Here is a 15,786-nt window from a genome sequence, read left to right as displayed (position 1 = left end):
GCCAAGCGCCTACTGGCTCGCCCAGATCACTCGCGCCATGAAGGCGATGTCGGCGTGATTCAGGACCCGGTCGGGGTGTTCCGGATTAAGCGAGGCGAGTTCGATCGTTTTCGCGGTCTGGCGCTTGAGCTGCTTGGCCAGCACCTCCCCCTCCACCGTCTTGACCACGACGCGGTCACCGCGCCTCACGGTCGCTGTCGGCGAGACAATGATGGTGTCGCCGTCGCGGTAGAGCGGCAGTATCGAATCGCCGGAAATCTCGAGCGCATAGGCCTTCTCGTCGGCCACGCCCGGAAAAGCGACCTCCTCCCAGCCGGTACCGGCTGGAAAGCCGCCATCGTCGAAAAAACCGCCGGAACCTGCCTGGGCGAAGCCGATCAGCGGGATGGTGCGCGCCGGCGCGGGCTCCCGCCGCAATACGGTGCTCATGAACTCGTCGAGGGAGGCGCCCGTCGCGGCCAGAATCTTGGCGATCGACTCCGTCGAGGGCCAGCGCTCGCGCCCATCCGGAGCCACACGCTTGGAACGATTGAAGGTGGTGGCGTCGAGGCCAGCCTTGCGCGCCAACCCCGAGGCGGTGAAACCGTAGCGCTGGGCGAGCATATCGATCGCCCCCCAGATCTGGTCATGTGACAGCATCGCGCAGACCTCGCATTGCTCTTGTCGCCGGGCGGGGATTGAGCATAGGAAATATCCCCTATCTCCTAAGATTTCAATCCAATTCTTGCCGCAATCCGGCTAACGCTTGCGGAATCCTCCCGCCAGGGATTAAGCCGTGGCCCGACCTGTTTCCGAGAGACTGCCGGTGCCTCTGATCTACAAGATATGCCCCGCCCCGCTCTGGCGCGAAGCGGAGCGGAATGGACGCTTCGATGGCGCGCCCGTCGACCTCGCGGACGGCTACATCCATTTCTCAACGGCAGCCCAGCTTGCGGAAACGGCAGCAAAGCACTTTGCCGGACAGGACGGACTCCTGCTCATCGCGGTCGAAGATTCGCGCCTCGGCCCGGCCTTGCGCTACGAGCCCTCTCGCGGCGGAGCGCTGTTCCCACATCTCTACGCTGCCCTCGATCCGAAGGCCGTGCGCTGGGTAGCGCCGCTGCCGCTCGGGATCGACGGCGGCCACACCATCCCGGAGGATCTGGCATGATCGGCAGCCTGTTTAACCTCGCCCGGCCGCTGATCCACCGCATGGATGCGGAGACGGCGCATCGGCTCGCCGTCACGGCGCTGGCCGCGGCCCCCGCGCTGAAGCCCGGATCGGACGACCCCGTGCTGGCGACGGAGGCATTCGGCCTGACCTTCCCGAACCCCGTCGGGCTCGCGGCTGGCTTCGACAAGAATGCCGAGGCGATTGACGGCGCGCTGGGCCTGGGCTTCGGCTTCGTCGAGGTCGGCGGGGTGACGCCGCTGCCGCAGCCCGGCAATTCGCGTCCCCGCGTCTTCCGACTGATCGAGGATGAGGCCGTCATCAATCGCTACGGCCTGAACAGCGAGGGCATGGAGGCTGTCGCCGCCCGGCTAACGGCCAGGCGCGGCCGCGGCGGGCTCGTCGGCGTCAATCTCGGTGCCAACAAGGAATCGGCCGACCGCGCGGCCGACTATGCCACGCTCGCTCGCAGGCTGGCACCGCTCGCCGATTTCCTGACGATCAACGTATCCTCGCCGAACACGCCCGGCCTGCGCGACCTCCAGGCGGAAGCTGCGCTCGACGACCTCGTGGCGCGTTCGCTCGCAGCACGGGACGACGTAGCCGGCAGCGGCCGGCGCACGCCGATCCTCGTCAAGATCGCGCCTGACCTGACCATGCCCGAGCTCGACGGCATGATCGCAGTCGCCCGCAAGCGCGGCATCGACGGGTTGATCGTCTCCAACACCACGGTCACGCGCCCGGCGAGCTTGCGCAGCGCCGCCAAGGCCGAGACCGGCGGGCTCTCCGGCAAGCCGCTCTTCACCGCCTCGACCCGCATCCTGGCCGAGGCCTTCCTGCGCGTCGAAGGGCAGTTCCCGCTGATCGGCGTTGGCGGCGTCGATTCGGCCGAGACGGCCTTCGCCAAGATCCGCGCCGGCGCGACGCTGGTGCAATTCTACTCCGCGATGGTCTTCAAGGGGCCGGGGCTAGCGAAGGAGATCAAGGCCGGACTTGCGGCCCAGGCGCGACGCGCCGGCCTCACCCGCCTCACCGCCCTGATCGGGCGCGATGCGGCCGCGATCGCCCGCGGCGAGAGTCTGTAACTAGACGTCAACGCCCCGAACATCTCGGAAACCCGAGACTTCTCGTCATGCGATTCTCGGGTCGAAGCGTTGCTTCGCCCGAGATTGAAGGCAGCTTACTTCCGCGCCGCGAAGAGCCGCACCAGCAGCCACAGGGGCACGACGATCAGGGCGCCGGCGATTATCCACTGGCCGACCTCGCGCACCGCGCCGAAGCCGAGCCCGGTGATCGAGCGGATGAAGCGTGCCCCCGCCTCGTAGAGGCTCTGCGGCGACAGGCCGAGGAATGCCATCGCTGCCCCGACCAGCAGCGAAATGAAGATCAGGCGGACGAGGACGCTGAGGGGCGAGCCGCCGAGAAACCGTTCCATGGAAGCAATCGTCATCCTGTTGCGCCCCAAGTCGATCCGGGGCGCTTCCGCGCTGTCTTAACCTGAAACAGGCTGCGCTTGAACCGGGACTGAACGCTGCCTCGTTTGAGGCCATGCTTGCCCGCATAAAACGCGGGTCAGGGAAGCGGAGATCCGCGACCTATCCCGACGGTCGATGTTCTCGGAGACAGCTCGGCCTGTGAGGAAGCGCTCATCAGGCCGTGGCCGAGGCTCCCGCCGTCGCCCAGGCCGTGCCGGCGATCTTTGAGGCAGCGATGACCGCCTGAGTGCGACTGTCGACGTCGAGCTTGGTCAGGATCGCCGAAACATGGGCTTTGACCGTCGCCTCGGAGACGCCGAGCTCATAGGCGATCTGCTTGTTGAGAAGTCCCTCGGACAGCATCATCAGCACACGCACCTGCTGGGGCGTCAGCGTCGAGAGACGGCGGACCATGTCGGCGATCTCGGCATCGACCGGCGCCGACAAATCGACACCTGGCGGGGTCCAGACGCCGCCGTCGAGCACGGCGCGGATCGCCTCGCCCATCTGCGCGACGTCGGCCGTCTTCGGCAGGAAACCGAGCGCGCCAAACTCGATGCAGCGGCGAATCACCGCCGGATCGTCATTCGCGGAGACGACGATCACCGGGATTTCCGGATGGTCGGCCCGCAGGAAGAGCAAGCCCGAGAAGCCCTGCACCCCCGGCATGGTGAGGTCGAGCAATACGAGATCGGCGTCGCCGCCACTGGCCAGCGCTTCGGTCAGGGCTTCCAGGGAGCCGACCTCGCTGACCTCGGCGCCGCCGATCGCGTGCGAGACCGCCTGGCGCAGCGCGCCGCGAAACAGCGGATGATCGTCCGCGATGACGATCCGCGTCGAAGGCTGCTTGCTCATCGCCACCACTCCCTAATGTCTGCATCGGCTCTGTCCGAAAACCGCATTCCGCTTTTCGGGTCGATGCTCTTATCCGGCCCGGACATTTTGCCTCAGGCGGGGAAGCGATCACAAGCACCCTGAGCGCAAGGTCGCAACCCGTTGCGCCTCAGCCATTGGTCGGCAACAGCGCTTCCAGCACCTCGATATGATCGGCCTCGCGCGGCGGCTTGTCCCAGCGAATGCGGTTGATCCGGGGAAAACGCATGGCGAGACCGGATTTGTGGCGGGTCGAGCGCTGCAGCCCCTCGAACGCAACCTCGAAGACGAGGCCGGCCTGCGCTTCATGCGTGACCTCCCGCACCGGTCCGAAGCGGTTTACCGTGTTCTTGCGCACGAATTTGTCGAGTTCGATGAGTTCCTCGTCGGTGAAGCCGAAATAGGCCTTGCCGACCGGCACCAGTTCCTCGCCGCCATCCTCGCCCACGCGCCAGACGCCGAATGTGTAGTCGGAGTAGAAGGATGAGCGCTTGCCGTGGCCGCGCTGGGCATACATCAGCACGCAGTCGACGAGCCGCGCATCGCGCTTCCATTTCCACCAATAGCCCTTGGGGCGGCCGGGCAGATACGGCGAGTCGTGCCGCTTGATCATACAGCCCTCGACAGCCTCGGCATCGGCGCCGGCGCCCGCCGCGGCTGGATCGGCACGAGCCGCCGTCAGCTCTTCCCATGAAGCGAAGGGAATCGTGGGCGAAAGGTCGAAACGGACACTGCCGAGGCGCGAAAGAAAAACATCGAGACGCTTCCGCCGCTCCTCAAAAGGCAGATGGCGGATATCCTCCTCGCCATCGACGAGCAGGTCGTAGACGCGAATATGGGCAGGGAACTCGCCCAGCATCTTCGCGGTGACGGTCTTGCGGTTGAGTCGCTGCTGCAGGGTGTTGAAGCTCAGCACGGAGCTCTCGCGCATCACCAGCAACTCGCCGTCGAGCGCTCCGTCCTGCGTCAACCCCTCGACGAGATCAGGAAAGGCAGCGGCGATGTCCTCGCCGGTCCGTGAATAGAGCCGCGTGACGCGTGTCCCATCCGCCTTGCGGCCACTGACGGCCTGGACGCGGATGCCGTCCCATTTCCATTCGGCTGAGAATTCGGCCGGGTCGAGCTTGTCGAAATCGCCGCCCTCGATCGGGTGCGAGAGCATGACCGGGCGGAAGGGCGCGGGATCGCGCGCTTCGGGCCGCGGCCCCCGCCCCTCCAGCCAGGCGAAGAGCTCGGCATAGGGCGGCTCCAGCCCGTGCCAGACCTGCTCGACCTCGTCGGGCGGCACGCCGCCGAGGCTCGCGGCGGCTGTCTTGGCGAGGCGAGCTGAAACGCCGATGCGCAGCGCGCCGGTGATGAGCTTGAGCAGGGCCCAGCGGCCGGTTTCGTCGAGCGCGTCGAGCCAGGAGGCAATGAGCCGTGGCAGATCGGTCTTGCCGGCCTCGCGCAGGCTTTCGACCACCTCCGGCAGATGCGGCACCGCATTGGCGCCGTGCCGAGCCGGCCACATCAGCGCGACCGTCTCGGAGAGGTCGCCGACATAATCGTAGGACAGTGCGAACAGGACGGGATCGGTGCGCTCGGTGATCAGTGCGCGGATCAGCCCCGCCTTGGCGTTACGGAAGACGAGTCCGCCCGTCATCGCCGCCAGCGCATAGCCGCGGTCGGGATCGGGCGTGGTGCGCAAATAATCCGCGATCAGCGCCAGCTTCGCGTTACGGCGCGGTTCATAGGCAAGGCGGTCGAGCAGCCAGGCGAAGCGGTTCATGCTGTCGCTTCTCCGCCACCATGCGTCCGTTTCGTCGTGTTGCACCGCATCGTTCAGACACCGTTCATGAAGCAAACCTTAACGGCAGCAAGGTAGCCAGGAGATAGACGCCGATGCGTGCCGCGATGCGGTTCCTTGCCTTGCCTGTCATCGCTGCGACGCTTTCGGCCGGAGCCCCCGCGCAGGCGGCGAGCTTCTCCTGCCGCGAGACGCCGATCGTGCGCTCGAACGCCACGCTCGCCTCGCTCTCCGCCAAGGTTGCGCAGGGCCAGTCTCTCGCGATCCTCGCCATCGGCTCCTCCTCGACGGAAGGCATCGGCGCCAGCGCCAAGGACAAGACCTATCCCGCGCGCCTGCAGGCGCTGCTCGCCAAAGCCTGGCCGAAGTCGCAGATCGAGATCGTCAATGCCGGCATCGGCGGCGAGACCGCACCGCAGACCCTCGCCCGCCTGAAGACCGCGCTGACCGCACGCAGCTACGACCTCGTGATCTGGCAGGTCGGCACCAACGACGCCGTCACCGGCGGCGATCTCGACGCCTTCAGGACGATGGTCGCCGACGGCATCGCGATGGTGCGCGAGGCCGGCCCGGCGCTCGCCATCCTCGATCCCCAGTACTTCCCCTCCTTTCGCGACCCACAGCGCTATGGCGCCTATGTCGAGGCGGTTGGTGATGTAGCCCGGCGCGAGGCCGTGCCCGTCTTCGCCCGCTATGCGGCGATGCGCGAATGGCACCGCACCGACGCCGAGGCCTTCAAGGCCGCGCTGTGGACGGACGGCTTCCATATGAGCGATACTGGCTATGACTGCCTCGCGCGCGACATGGCGAACGCCATGGTCGGCATGGCCGCTCCGTCGCACCAAGTCGTCGCGTCGTCGCGCTAAATCCCCGTCCGAGCCCTCATCCTGAGGAGCCATTCCGCGAGAAATGGAGTCTAGAGGGATGCTCCAGACGCCTCCGGGAGCTCCTGGAGCATCCTTCGAGACGCGGCTGCGCGGCTCCTCAGGATGAGGGCTGACACAATCAGCCGACAGCCGCATCGGCGCCCTCCCCGGCCGGATCAGCCTCGCCCTCGTCGCCATAGCCGACGAGGTGCAGCGGCCTAGCCTTCAGCCCAGCCGTGCCGCACCAGTGGACGAGGGCGTCGGCCTCGCCATGCGTCACCCAGATCTCGCCGGCTTCGACCTCGCGGATCGTCGCCAGCAGATCGTCCCAATCGGCATGGTCGGAAATAACGAGCGGCAGCTCGACACCCTTCTGGCGGGCCCGGGCTCGTATCCGCATCCAGCCCGAGGCGAAGGCGGTGACGGGATCGGGAAAACGGCGCGCCCAGAGATCCTGCGTCGCGCTCGGCGGGCAGAGGACAATCTCGCCGCCCAGCGTCTTGCGGTCGGTGTCGGCGACCATGCGGATCTCCCCGAGCGGAATGCCTTCGGACTGGTAGAACCCGGTGATCTTCTCGACGGCGCCGTGGATGTAGATCGGACGTTCGTAACCGGCCTCGCGGATCAGGGCCATGACGCGCTGCGCCTTCCCGAGCGAGTAGGCCCCGACGATATGCGTGCGCTCCGGGAAGAGGCTGACGGATTCGAGCAGCTTGGCCACCTCCCCCGCCGCAGGTGGATGGCGGAAGACCGGCAGGCCGAATGTCGCCTCGGTGATGAAGATATCGCAGGGCACGACCTCGAAGGGCGCGCAGGTCGGGTCGCGTTCGCGCTTGTAGTCGCCGGAGGCGACGATGCGGAGCCCCCGGCTCTCGACCGCGATCTGGGCGGAGCCGAGGACATGGCCTGCGGGGGCGAAGCGGAACTCGACCTCGCCCATGCGGATCGGCTCGCCGGGCACCGCCACCTGCTGCGAGCCGGCGAAGCCCTCGCCATAACGCAACGCCATGATGGCCAGTGTCTCGCGTGTCGCAAGCACGGCACCATGGCCGGCGCGGGCATGGTCGGAATGGCCGTGGGTGACGAGGGCCCGCGCCACGGGGCGGACGGGATCGATATGGACATCGGCCGGCGGGCAGTAGAGCCCCGCAGGCGTCGGCAGCAGCAATTCGGAAGGGCGCCAGCGGGCGCTTTGTCTGGCCAGCGTCATGCTCCTCGGCTAGACCCGCAATCATGACCGAAAAGGGCCAGACCACGTATTTCGCGAGTTCCGGCGACCCGGTGCTCGACCGCCGCTATGGCTGGGCCGAGGCTGCGCTGAAGGAGGGCGACGCGCAAGCCGCCGTCGAGATCCTCGACCAGACGCTGGCGCAGGCCTACCACTTCACCGCCGCCTGGCACCTCTACGGGCTGGCGCAGGAAGCCCTCGGCCACAAGGAGGACGCCGCCACGGCCTGGCGGCAATGCCTCGACCTGGACCCCAACGATCATTTCGGGGCGCGGCTCGACCTCGCCCGCATCGGAGCGATCCCGGCCGAACAGGCGACGTCCGAGAACTTCTCGGGCGCGCTCTTCGACGCCTATGCCGACCGTTTCGACAGCCATCTCACCGAGACCCTGCAATACAACGCCCCTGCCCTGCTGAAGGCGGCGCTCGTGCGCTGCTGCAGCAACGCCGGCCGGCCCTTCCGGTTCGACACGGTCTACGATCTCGGCTGCGGCACCGGGCTGATGGGCGAGGCGATCCACGAGCAAAGCGGCTTCATCGCCGGCTGCGATCTCTCGCCGCGCATGATCGAACGGGCGCGGGCCAAGATGGCTCCCGACGGGACGCCGCTCTACGACAAGCTCGCCGTCGCGGGGCTGACGAGCTTCCTGGCCAGCCGGCCGGACGCTTCCGCCGACCTCGTCGTCGCCGCCGATGTCTTCGTCTATCTCGGCGATCTCGCGCCCTGCTTCGCCCAGAGCGCGCGCGTGCTGGAGCCGGGCGGCCTGCTCGCCTTCACAGTGCAGACGCATCCCGGCGAGGGCGTGGTCGTGGGCGATGATCGAAGGTTCGCGCATGCGGAGGGCTGGCTGCGGCAGAGGCTGGATGAAGCAGGTCTTGTCCCGCTACTCGTCGAGCCCGCCAGCACGCGGCAGGATCGCGGAGCCCCCGTGCCGGGGCTGCTGGTCGTGGCGGAGCGGCGATAAGGGAAGGTTTGCTGCGGGGCGCCAACGGACCGCTCGCTTCGCACCTCGGCAGATTTCGGACGATGTCGAACGACAAGGCTCCGTAGAGTGCCTTGCGCGGATTACGGCCGCTCTCCGGTGATCTTCGCGCGTCCTTCATCCTTTGGCGGCTCAACCTCTCCGACGCGATCCGCGATCGCCATGAGCAGCATGGTCAGCGCAAAGCCCAACATGATCGCGATGAGCCATCCGAGCTTGATGCTATCCGCGCTGTTCTCGATATCCAGGAACCATTCGAGGACGTTCACCGCCGCGATCGCTACGATCGACGCAAGCAGCCTTTGCTTCAGGCCCGAAAATCCGACATTTGCCAGACTCATTGGCCATGCAGGGCGTTGCTGCACGTTGATCGGCGCCAAGAAATTCTCGTAGCTTGAGCAAATCACGATGACGATCAGGTTCGCCGTGAGGGCAATGTCGACCAGCTTCAAGCTGCCAACGATGATTTCGGACGGGTCGGAAATCTGTGCGCGCGTGAAAAATTCGAACAGCTTGATCGCGAAATTGAAGAGCAGCGCCGCGAGGGTGAGTATCAGACCGAGGAGAAATGGAGCAAGGAACCAACGGGAATTTGCGATGATGGCTTCAAGCGTCAAACGCAAGCGATCCATGACGAACTCCCTGCGGCTTCTGACCCCGGGCGGACTTCGCGAAGGCTCAAATTGCCAGAATTGCCCGGTCACGCCAATCACAAGGTGATTTGCGATGGAATGCGGCCGTCAGGGTCACCATGCTTGTCGCAGCGCCCACGAGCCCGCACGCTGCCAACAAAGATTTGGTACCCCGTGTGGCCGAGCGCTCTGAAAACAGACGCTCTCGACGCCCGGAATGGCCAGCCTGCCAAACTGCCCGACACCGGACCTTCCCCGAGCGCGCTCCGGGTCGGAAACGGACCTAAATGCCCATGATACTGAGCACGAAATTTGCAGCAAATAAAAGCGCAGACAAACCAGAAATAAATGTCTTCTTAGGCGTAAAGAGAGGGTCTTTTCGAAATCGCGGTAGCGGAATATTCCATACTGGAACGCGGAAGAATTGCGATGCCCACATTCCGCTGCACATCAAAACCGCTCCCAATCTGACGAAATGCATCGAATCGGACACTGAAATAAGATTAGCCAAGGTCAGTGCCAGTGCGGTCAGCGGCATTACCAGACCCAGCCATGCCAGTGCGCTGATCACCAGGAAGGAGGAAAAACCGCGCGAGGCTTGCATGGTTGTCTCATGAGGAGGTTAGCGACATGACGAGCAGCCAATCTGCCTGTGGGGCGAGTGTCTGCAACGGGACGGGAACTGCCGCCACGTTAGGGTTAGGACTTCGTCTGCGTTCGATACCTATGAGAAAACCAATAAGGAGCAAATATGGACAATGGGAACAGAAGGAACATAACCGCCCTTCCCAATTGATCGAACTGAGACGCGGCGCAGAAAAGCAATAATACCCAACCTAAGCCGCAGACCAAAAGAGAACGAAATACGACACTCCCGAGGGTATGGACGTCGCAGAAGAATTTCTCGATTGCATCCCAGATCGCAAGCACGTCGAGAACTCCATAAGTGTCGCTCGAAGCCTAGCCCGGAAGCGTAAACGAACAATTCTCCGCGATATGCTATATTCGCGGAACGCGTCACAGGCTGAGGCTTGATGACGTCAGCTACGGAGCGGAACCAGCCATTCCGACCTCTCTCAGTGAACCGGCGCCAGCTTCGCTGCCAGCAGCAGCGATAGCCTCTTTATTCCCCTTTCGTTCCCCCTCGCCTCGCCCTATCTTCGACCGGTATGGCCGCGCCCTCCCCGCTCCCTTCCGCCTTCGAGGCCTGGTTCGCCAGCCGCGGCTGGAGCGTGCGGCCGCATCAGCTCGCGCTGCTGGAAGAAGCCCGCGCCGGTCGCTCGACGCTCTTGGTCGCGCCGACCGGCGCCGGCAAGACGCTCGCCGGCTTCCTGCCCTCGCTGGTCGAACTCGCCGAACGCGACGGCAAGCATGACGGGCTGCACACGCTCTATATCTCGCCGCTGAAGGCGCTGGCCGTCGACATCGCCCGCAATCTCGAAGCACCCGTGCGCGAGATGGGGCTACCGATCACCATCGAGACGCGCACCGGCGACACCTCGGCGGCCAAGCGGGTGCGCCAGATCCAGCGCCCGCCCGACATTCTGCTGACGACGCCGGAGCAGCTCGCTCTGCTGGTCTCGCATCGCGACGCCGCGCCCTTCTTCTCCAACTTGCGTCGCATCGTGCTCGACGAGCTGCACGCGCTGGTCACCTCCAAGCGCGGCGATTTGCTTGCGCTCGATTTGGCGCGGCTCAAGGCGCTGGCGCCGCAAGTCTCCGCGGTCGGCCTCTCGGCGACGGTTCGCGAACCGGCCGATCTGCAACGCTATCTCGGCGGCAGCGAAACGCCGGCCGGGCTCGTCACCGTCGCGGGTGGCGCGAAGCCGCGCATCGGCATTCTCGACACTGAGCGGAACCTGCCGATCGCCGGCCACACCACGCTGCATGCGATGGCCGAGGTCTATCAGGCCATCCGCACGCACAAGCTGACGCTCGTCTTCGTCAACACGCGCATGCAGGCGGAATTCGCCTTCCAGGCGCTGTGGAACCTCAACGACGACAATCTGCCGATCGCGCTGCATCACGGCTCGCTCGACGCCCAGCAGCGCCGCAAGGTCGAGGCGGCGATGGCGGATGGGCGCCTCAAGGCCGTGGTCTGCACCGCGACGCTCGATCTCGGCATCGACTGGGGCGATGTCGACCTTGTCGTCAATCTCGGCGCACCGAAGGGCGCAAGCCGGCTGATCCAACGCATCGGCCGCTCCAACCACCGCATGGACGAGCCCTCGGAGGCGCTATTGGTGCCCTCCAACCGCTTCGAACTGCTGGAATGCCGCGCCGCGCTCGAAGCTGTCCACGAAGCCGCGCAGGACACGCCGCCCCCACGCATCGGCGCGCTCGACGTGCTCGCCCAACATGTCCTCGGCGTCGCCTGCTCCGATGGGTTCGAAGCCGATGCGCTCTACGAGGAGGTCCGKACCGCCTCCCCTTATGCCGGTCTCGCCCGCGACGATTTCGACGCCGTCGTCAATTTCGTCGCGACCGGCGGCTATGCGCTGAAGAGCTATGAGCGCTTCGCCAAACTCCGGCAGGACAAGGCCGGCCTGTGGCGCGCCAGCAATGCGCGCGTCATCCAGCAATACCGCATGAATGTCGGCACGATCGTCGAGGCGACGATGCTGAAGGTCCGGCTCGGCCGGGCAAGAGCGGGCAAGCCCGGCCAGAGCGGCACGATCACGCGCGGCGGCCGCGTGCTGGGCGAGATCGAGGAGTATTTCGCCGAAACCATGGTGGCGGGCGACACCTTCGTCTTCGCCGGGCAGGTGTTGCGCTTCGAGGGCATCGTCGAGAACGAGGCCGTCTGTTCACGCGCCGCCGCCGGCACCGATCCGAAGATCCCCTCCTATGACGGCGGCAAGTTCCCGCTCTCGACCTTTCTCGCTGCGCGCGTGCGCGCCATCCTGGCCTCGCCCAGTCTCTGGCATACGCTGCCGGAGGAGGTTTCAGCGTGGCTGCATGCGCAGAAGCGGAAATCGCGCCTGCCCAAGCCCGGCGAACTCCTGGTCGAGACATTTCCGCGCGGCGGGCGCTTCTATCTCGTCGCCTACCCGTTCGAGGGCCGCCTCGCCCATCAGACGCTCGGCATGCTGCTGACGCGGCGGCTGGAGCGCGCCCGGATGCGCCCGCTCGGCTTCGTCTGCAACGACTACGGCATGGCCTGCTGGACGCTCGCCGACATGTCGGCGGCGATCGCGCGCGGAGCGCTCAGCCTCGATGATTTGTTTGCACAGGACATGCTCGGCGACGACCTTGAAGACTGGCTGGCGGAATCAGCGCTGTTGAAGCGCACCTTCCGCTCCTGCGCGATCATCGGCGGGCTGATCGAGCGCCGCTTCCCCGGACAGGAGAAGAGCGGGCGGCAGGTGACGATCTCGACCGACCTCGTCTACGATGTGCTGCGCCGGCACGAGCCCGATCATATCCTGCTCAAGGCCACCCGCGCCGATGCGGCGACAGGCCTGCTCGACATTCGCCGTCTCGGTGAGATGCTGACACGGATCAGCGGGCGAATCGTGCATCAGCCGCTCGATCATGTCTCGCCGCTCGGCGTCTCGGTGATGCTCGAGATCGGGCGCGAGGCGGTGTTTGGCGAGGCGGCGGACGAGATCCTGGCGGAGGCGGAGGCGATGCTGACCGAAGAGGCGATGGCGTGACGGTTGCCGCTCCAGGGCTGGACAGGGCGCTGTCGAAGGCGAACGAAGCCTTCATGCTGGGCCGGCTCGCGATCGTGCCCGATCTCTCCGGCGCGCTCTGGCTGCCGGAGGAGCGCACGCTCGTCGTCGCCGACCTCCATCTCGAAAAGGGGTCCGCCTATGCGGCGCGCGGCGTGATGCTGCCCCCCTATGATTCGACCGCGACACTGACCGCCCTTGCCACGGTGGTACGGCGCCATCAGCCGGCGCGCCTCATCGCGCTCGGCGACAGCTTCCACGACCGCAAGGCCGAAGCCAGGCTCGCCCACGCAACGCTCGCCTCGCTGCGCGAATTGCAACGAGGCCGCGACTGGCTCTGGATCACCGGCAACCACGACCCGGCGATCAGCCACGCCATGGGCGGCAACAGCGCCGAGACGGTCATGCTGTCCGGCGTAACGCTCCGCCATGAGCCGGATAGCGCCGCGACCGGGCCGGAGATCGCCGGGCACCTCCACCCGACCGCGAAAGTGCGGCTGCGTGGACGGGCTTTGCGGCGCCGCTGCTTCGCCTTGTCGCCGCGCCGCTGCGTGATGCCGGCGATGGGCGCCTATGCCGGCGGTCTCAACCTGCGCGACATCGCATTCCGGCCCTTGTTCCGCGATGGCTTGAGCGCGCATCTCCTCGGCGACGGCCGGCTCTTCCGAATTGATCCACGGTTATTGTTGCCGGATTGAAAGAGCGGGTTGCGCCCGTCACCTGGTTGTGGCATCAGGGCGCCGCTTCGCAACGAAGCCGCGCCGCCAAACGCCTCCGGGCTAGCGTCGCGGGTTGGCTGACGATCCTGCTGCCGTAGCTCAGTGGTAGAGCACTCCCTTGGTAAGGGAGAGGTCGAGAGTTCGATCCTCTCTGGCAGCACCAGCCTGAAGCATCCGAAACTTCGGAAAATCGTTGCGCCGCCAGGGCTCGCCGGCCCGGCTTCGAGACGAACAGCGCTTCAAGCCGCCAAGCGCGAGCGCCCCAAGCTTCTTTCTCGACCACGGCAAACGCCGGGCGGAGCGCCGCGATTGCGGCGTCCTGGACCACAAGATGGCGCGGGCTCGCTGCGGACGGCACCTCGCCCTGCCTCCGGCAGCGCGCCCTGGCCTTGCTTGCGATGGAACCTGCTAGCCTGCCGCTGCCATGAGCTGAGCCGAAGGTATGTGGCAGCGGATGAAACCATCTGCCATGCGTTGAACTGGCGGGCGGCTTTGTGCGCATCGATCGTCGACCTGGCGCGGACAGCGGCCCGCCAAGGCGCATCCCTTGCCTTGCACAGCGACGGATTGGGGCATCGCCGGGGGCATCGGCCGATAGTCATCCCTGCGCAGATCCGGCGCGGCACGCAGCAGCATTTCCGTATAGGGGTGCCAGGGCGAGCTGAAGAGGGCGTCGGTCCGGCTGACCTGCATGAGTTCGCCGAGATAGAGGACGGCCACCCGGTCGGCCAATTGGCGCACCACGGCCAGATCATGCGAGATGAACAGCATGGCAACGGCATGCTGCGCCTTCAAGGAGGCCAGCAGCTCAACAATCTTCGCCTGCACGGAAACGTCGAGCGCAGACAGAATCTCGTCGCAGATCAACAGCTGCGGCTTAACGAGCAATGCGCGCGCGATCGCAACGCGCTGGCGTTCGCCGCCGGACAATTGCTCGGGAAAGCGCTCCAGATAATTGGCGTGAAGACCGACGCTTTCCAGGGCGTTTTCGAGCGCCGCGGCATCGAAATCGATGCCGAAATGATCGAGCGGGCGCTCAAGGATGGCCCGAACCCTGCGGCGCGGGTTCAGCGATGCGTCCGGGTTCTGGAAAATGTACTGGATCTGCCGCAATTGCTCGCGTGAACGGCGGGACAGCCCCGGCTCCAGCTGTTCACCGGACAGGCATATCGACCCTGACAGGGGCGCCAATCGACCGCTGATGGCGCGAGCGATCGTCGACTTGCCGCTGCCGGATTCGCCGACCAGAGCCACGATCTCGCCGGCATTCAGCTCGATCTCGATCTCGCGCGCGGTGATTTTCTCCTCACCGCCGAACAGGGTTTTCAGCCAGCCGGGCCGTGCGTAGGAGAGCGTCAGATCCTGCAGCGACAGCAGATTGCCGGTCGCACTGCCGGCGCCGTCCGGGACCTTGCCGAGCCGCGGCGGCGGCGCGGGTGGCGCAAGCTCGTTCCAGCGCATGCAGGCCACGGCATGGCCGGCATCCACATTTCTGAGGGACTGAGGCGCCGAGCGGCACGCTTCAACGGCCGCATCGCAGCGCGGCTGGAACTTGCAGCCATCCGGCATCTGGTCGCGGCTCAACACTCCCTTGAGGCCTGTGGCGCCGAGAGTGGCGTGCCGGATCGTGGGTATGGAGGCGATCAGCCCCCGCGAATAGGGGTGCAGAGGCCGGGACAGCAGGGTTTCGCAACCGGCGGTCTCGACCAATCTGCCCGCATACATGACGCCGACCCGGTCGGCGATCTGGGCCAGCAGGGCAAGATCATGGGTAACATAGAGCATTGCCATGCCGATCCGGCGTCGGAGCGCTGACAGCAAGCCGACGATCTGACGCTGGGTCGTGACGTCCAGACCGGTCGTCGGTTCGTCCAGGACGAGAAGATCGGGATTGCAGGCGACCGCCATCGCGATGGTGACGCGCTGCTGCTGGCCGCCGGAGAGCTCGTGGGGATAGCGCCGGCCAACGTCCGGAAGCCCCACCAAGCCAAAGAGCTCCCGCAGCCGGTCGTCCATGGCGACATCGTCTGCCAGGGCCCGATGGGCCGAGATCATCTCGCGTATCTGCGATCCGATGCGCATGCCCGGGCTCAAGGCCGTGGTGGGGTTCTGCGGCACGAAGGCAATCCTTCGTCCGCGCAGTGCGGCCAGCGATGGCGCATCCAGCTGCAGCAGATCGGTCCCATCGAAAAGGACCCGGCCCGTCTGGACCCGGCTGCCGGGCGTCTGGTAGCCGAGCAGCCGATAGGCCACCGTCGACTTGCCCGAACCGGATTCTCCGACGAGCCCGAAGGCTTCTCCACGCGCAATGTCGAAGGAGACGCCTTCGACGACATTCGTCCATCCTGCCGGGCCCGCATAGGCGATCGACAGATTGTCGACGGCGATCAGCTTCGTCAT

Annotated in this window: 14 protein-coding genes and 1 tRNA gene; 7 read left to right on the top strand and 8 right to left on the bottom strand. The window is 66.0% G+C overall.

Going from position 1 to position 15,786, the window contains the following annotated elements; genetic code table 11:
- Positions 1-9: 9 nt before the first annotated feature.
- A complete protein-coding gene (locus AC1DE3_RS23110) occupies positions 10-639 on the bottom strand; it encodes a S24 family peptidase (protein ID WP_441513676.1) in 630 nt (209 codons plus the stop codon).
- A gap of 166 nt (positions 640-805) precedes the next feature.
- Here AC1DE3_RS23110 and AC1DE3_RS23105 point away from each other — a divergent pair, with 166 nt between their 5' ends.
- Together AC1DE3_RS23105 and AC1DE3_RS23100 are read left to right on the top strand one after the other, a co-directional pair.
- A complete protein-coding gene (locus tag AC1DE3_RS23105) occupies positions 806-1,150 on the top strand; it encodes a DUF952 domain-containing protein (protein ID WP_441513716.1) in 345 nt (114 codons plus the stop codon).
- Entirely contained in the window at positions 1,147-2,235 is a 1,089-nt protein-coding gene (locus tag AC1DE3_RS23100; protein WP_476852802.1) for a quinone-dependent dihydroorotate dehydrogenase, read from the top strand. The genes AC1DE3_RS23105 and AC1DE3_RS23100 overlap by 4 nt, the downstream gene beginning before the upstream one ends.
- A 95-nt stretch (positions 2,236-2,330) precedes the next feature.
- On the opposite strand, the gene AC1DE3_RS23095 is transcribed toward AC1DE3_RS23100, so the two are convergent.
- The 3 genes from AC1DE3_RS23095 to AC1DE3_RS23085 all read right to left on the bottom strand — a co-directional run bounded on the left by AC1DE3_RS23095 (position 2,331) and on the right by AC1DE3_RS23085 (position 5,266).
- The gene (locus tag AC1DE3_RS23095) at positions 2,331-2,585 is read right to left on the bottom strand and encodes a DUF6460 domain-containing protein (RefSeq protein WP_441513674.1); all 255 of its coding nucleotides are present in this window, start codon (positions 2,583-2,585) and stop codon (positions 2,331-2,333) included.
- 214 nt (positions 2,586-2,799) lie between these two features.
- The gene (locus AC1DE3_RS23090; RefSeq protein ID WP_441513673.1) at positions 2,800-3,480 is read right to left on the bottom strand and encodes a response regulator; all 681 of its coding nucleotides are present in this window, start codon (positions 3,478-3,480) and stop codon (positions 2,800-2,802) included.
- A gap of 148 nt (positions 3,481-3,628) precedes the next feature.
- Complete coding sequence (locus AC1DE3_RS23085) at positions 3,629-5,266, bottom strand: cisplatin damage response ATP-dependent DNA ligase (RefSeq protein ID WP_441513672.1); 1,638 nt, start codon at positions 5,264-5,266, stop codon at positions 3,629-3,631.
- A 113-nt stretch (positions 5,267-5,379) separates the two neighbouring features.
- On the opposite strand from AC1DE3_RS23085, the gene AC1DE3_RS23080 reads away from it, so the two are divergent.
- Entirely contained in the window at positions 5,380-6,150 is a 771-nt protein-coding gene (locus AC1DE3_RS23080; protein ID WP_441513671.1) for an SGNH/GDSL hydrolase family protein, read from the top strand.
- Between the two features lie 139 nt (positions 6,151-6,289).
- Here the strand turns inward: AC1DE3_RS23080 and AC1DE3_RS23075 are convergent, their stop codons facing one another.
- On the bottom strand, positions 6,290-7,360 hold the full coding sequence (locus tag AC1DE3_RS23075; RefSeq protein WP_441513670.1) for a ligase-associated DNA damage response exonuclease: 1,071 nt from the start codon (positions 7,358-7,360) through the stop codon (positions 6,290-6,292).
- Positions 7,361-7,383: 23 nt separating this feature from the next.
- Between AC1DE3_RS23075 and AC1DE3_RS23070 the strand changes: the two genes are divergently transcribed.
- Positions 7,384-8,343, top strand: a complete 960-nt coding sequence (locus AC1DE3_RS23070) for a class I SAM-dependent methyltransferase (protein WP_441513669.1) — start codon at positions 7,384-7,386, stop codon at positions 8,341-8,343.
- 101 nt (positions 8,344-8,444) lie between these two features.
- Here the strand turns inward: AC1DE3_RS23070 and AC1DE3_RS23065 are convergent, their stop codons facing one another.
- Together AC1DE3_RS23065 and AC1DE3_RS23060 are read right to left on the bottom strand one after the other, a co-directional pair.
- Complete coding sequence (locus AC1DE3_RS23065; RefSeq protein WP_441513668.1) at positions 8,445-8,993, bottom strand: YqhA family protein; 549 nt, start codon at positions 8,991-8,993, stop codon at positions 8,445-8,447.
- Between the two features lie 283 nt (positions 8,994-9,276).
- Positions 9,277-9,597: a hypothetical protein gene (locus tag AC1DE3_RS23060; protein ID WP_441513667.1), complete on the bottom strand. Its 321-nt coding sequence runs from the start codon at positions 9,595-9,597 to the stop codon at positions 9,277-9,279.
- Positions 9,598-10,162: 565 nt separating this feature from the next.
- Here AC1DE3_RS23060 and AC1DE3_RS23055 point away from each other — a divergent pair.
- The 3 genes from AC1DE3_RS23055 to AC1DE3_RS23045 all read left to right on the top strand — a co-directional run bounded on the left by AC1DE3_RS23055 (position 10,163) and on the right by AC1DE3_RS23045 (position 13,549).
- Positions 10,163-12,649 (top strand): ligase-associated DNA damage response DEXH box helicase, encoded by a 2,487-nt coding sequence (locus AC1DE3_RS23055; RefSeq protein WP_441513666.1) that lies wholly within the window; start codon positions 10,163-10,165, stop codon positions 12,647-12,649.
- Positions 12,650-12,702: 53 nt separating this feature from the next.
- Positions 12,703-13,365, top strand: coding sequence for a ligase-associated DNA damage response endonuclease PdeM (gene pdeM, locus AC1DE3_RS23050; protein WP_441513715.1), 663 nt, complete (start codon positions 12,703-12,705; stop codon positions 13,363-13,365).
- A gap of 109 nt (positions 13,366-13,474) precedes the next feature.
- Positions 13,475-13,549, top strand: a tRNA-Thr gene (locus tag AC1DE3_RS23045).
- A 245-nt stretch (positions 13,550-13,794) separates the two neighbouring features.
- Here AC1DE3_RS23045 and AC1DE3_RS23040 read toward each other — a convergent pair.
- Complete coding sequence (locus AC1DE3_RS23040; protein ID WP_441513665.1) at positions 13,795-15,786, bottom strand: dipeptide ABC transporter ATP-binding protein; 1,992 nt, start codon at positions 15,784-15,786, stop codon at positions 13,795-13,797.

This window comes from Allobosea sp. 10L417 (assembly GCF_056395485.1).
The sequence above is the reverse complement of the archived record's forward strand: the minus strand, read 5'-3'. Positions and strand labels throughout refer to the sequence as shown.

What these genes read in the sequence shown, in the direction of transcription:
- AC1DE3_RS23110 (WP_441513676.1), bottom strand. Translation starts at nt 639, where the DNA reads ATGCTGTCACATGACCAGATCTGGGGGGCGATCGATATGCTCGCCCAG.
- AC1DE3_RS23100 (WP_476852802.1), top strand. Translation starts at nt 1,147, where the DNA reads ATGATCGGCAGCCTGTTTAACCTCGCCCGGCCGCTGATCCACCGCATG.
- AC1DE3_RS23095 (WP_441513674.1), bottom strand. Translation starts at nt 2,585, where the DNA reads ATGGAACGGTTTCTCGGCGGCTCGCCCCTCAGCGTCCTCGTCCGCCTG.
- AC1DE3_RS23090 (WP_441513673.1), bottom strand. Translation starts at nt 3,480, where the DNA reads ATGAGCAAGCAGCCTTCGACGCGGATCGTCATCGCGGACGATCATCCG.
- AC1DE3_RS23085 (WP_441513672.1), bottom strand. Translation starts at nt 5,266, where the DNA reads ATGAACCGCTTCGCCTGGCTGCTCGACCGCCTTGCCTATGAACCGCGC.
- AC1DE3_RS23080 (WP_441513671.1), top strand. Translation starts at nt 5,380, where the DNA reads ATGCGTGCCGCGATGCGGTTCCTTGCCTTGCCTGTCATCGCTGCGACG.
- AC1DE3_RS23075 (WP_441513670.1), bottom strand. Translation starts at nt 7,360, where the DNA reads ATGACGCTGGCCAGACAAAGCGCCCGCTGGCGCCCTTCCGAATTGCTG.
- AC1DE3_RS23070 (WP_441513669.1), top strand. Translation starts at nt 7,384, where the DNA reads ATGACCGAAAAGGGCCAGACCACGTATTTCGCGAGTTCCGGCGACCCG.
- AC1DE3_RS23065 (WP_441513668.1), bottom strand. Translation starts at nt 8,993, where the DNA reads ATGGATCGCTTGCGTTTGACGCTTGAAGCCATCATCGCAAATTCCCGT.
- AC1DE3_RS23060 (WP_441513667.1), bottom strand. Translation starts at nt 9,597, where the DNA reads ATGCAAGCCTCGCGCGGTTTTTCCTCCTTCCTGGTGATCAGCGCACTG.
- pdeM (WP_441513715.1), top strand. Translation starts at nt 12,703, where the DNA reads ATGCTGGGCCGGCTCGCGATCGTGCCCGATCTCTCCGGCGCGCTCTGG.
- AC1DE3_RS23040 (WP_441513665.1), bottom strand. Translation starts at nt 15,786, where the DNA reads ATGACGAAGCTGATCGCCGTCGACAATCTGTCGATCGCCTATGCGGGC.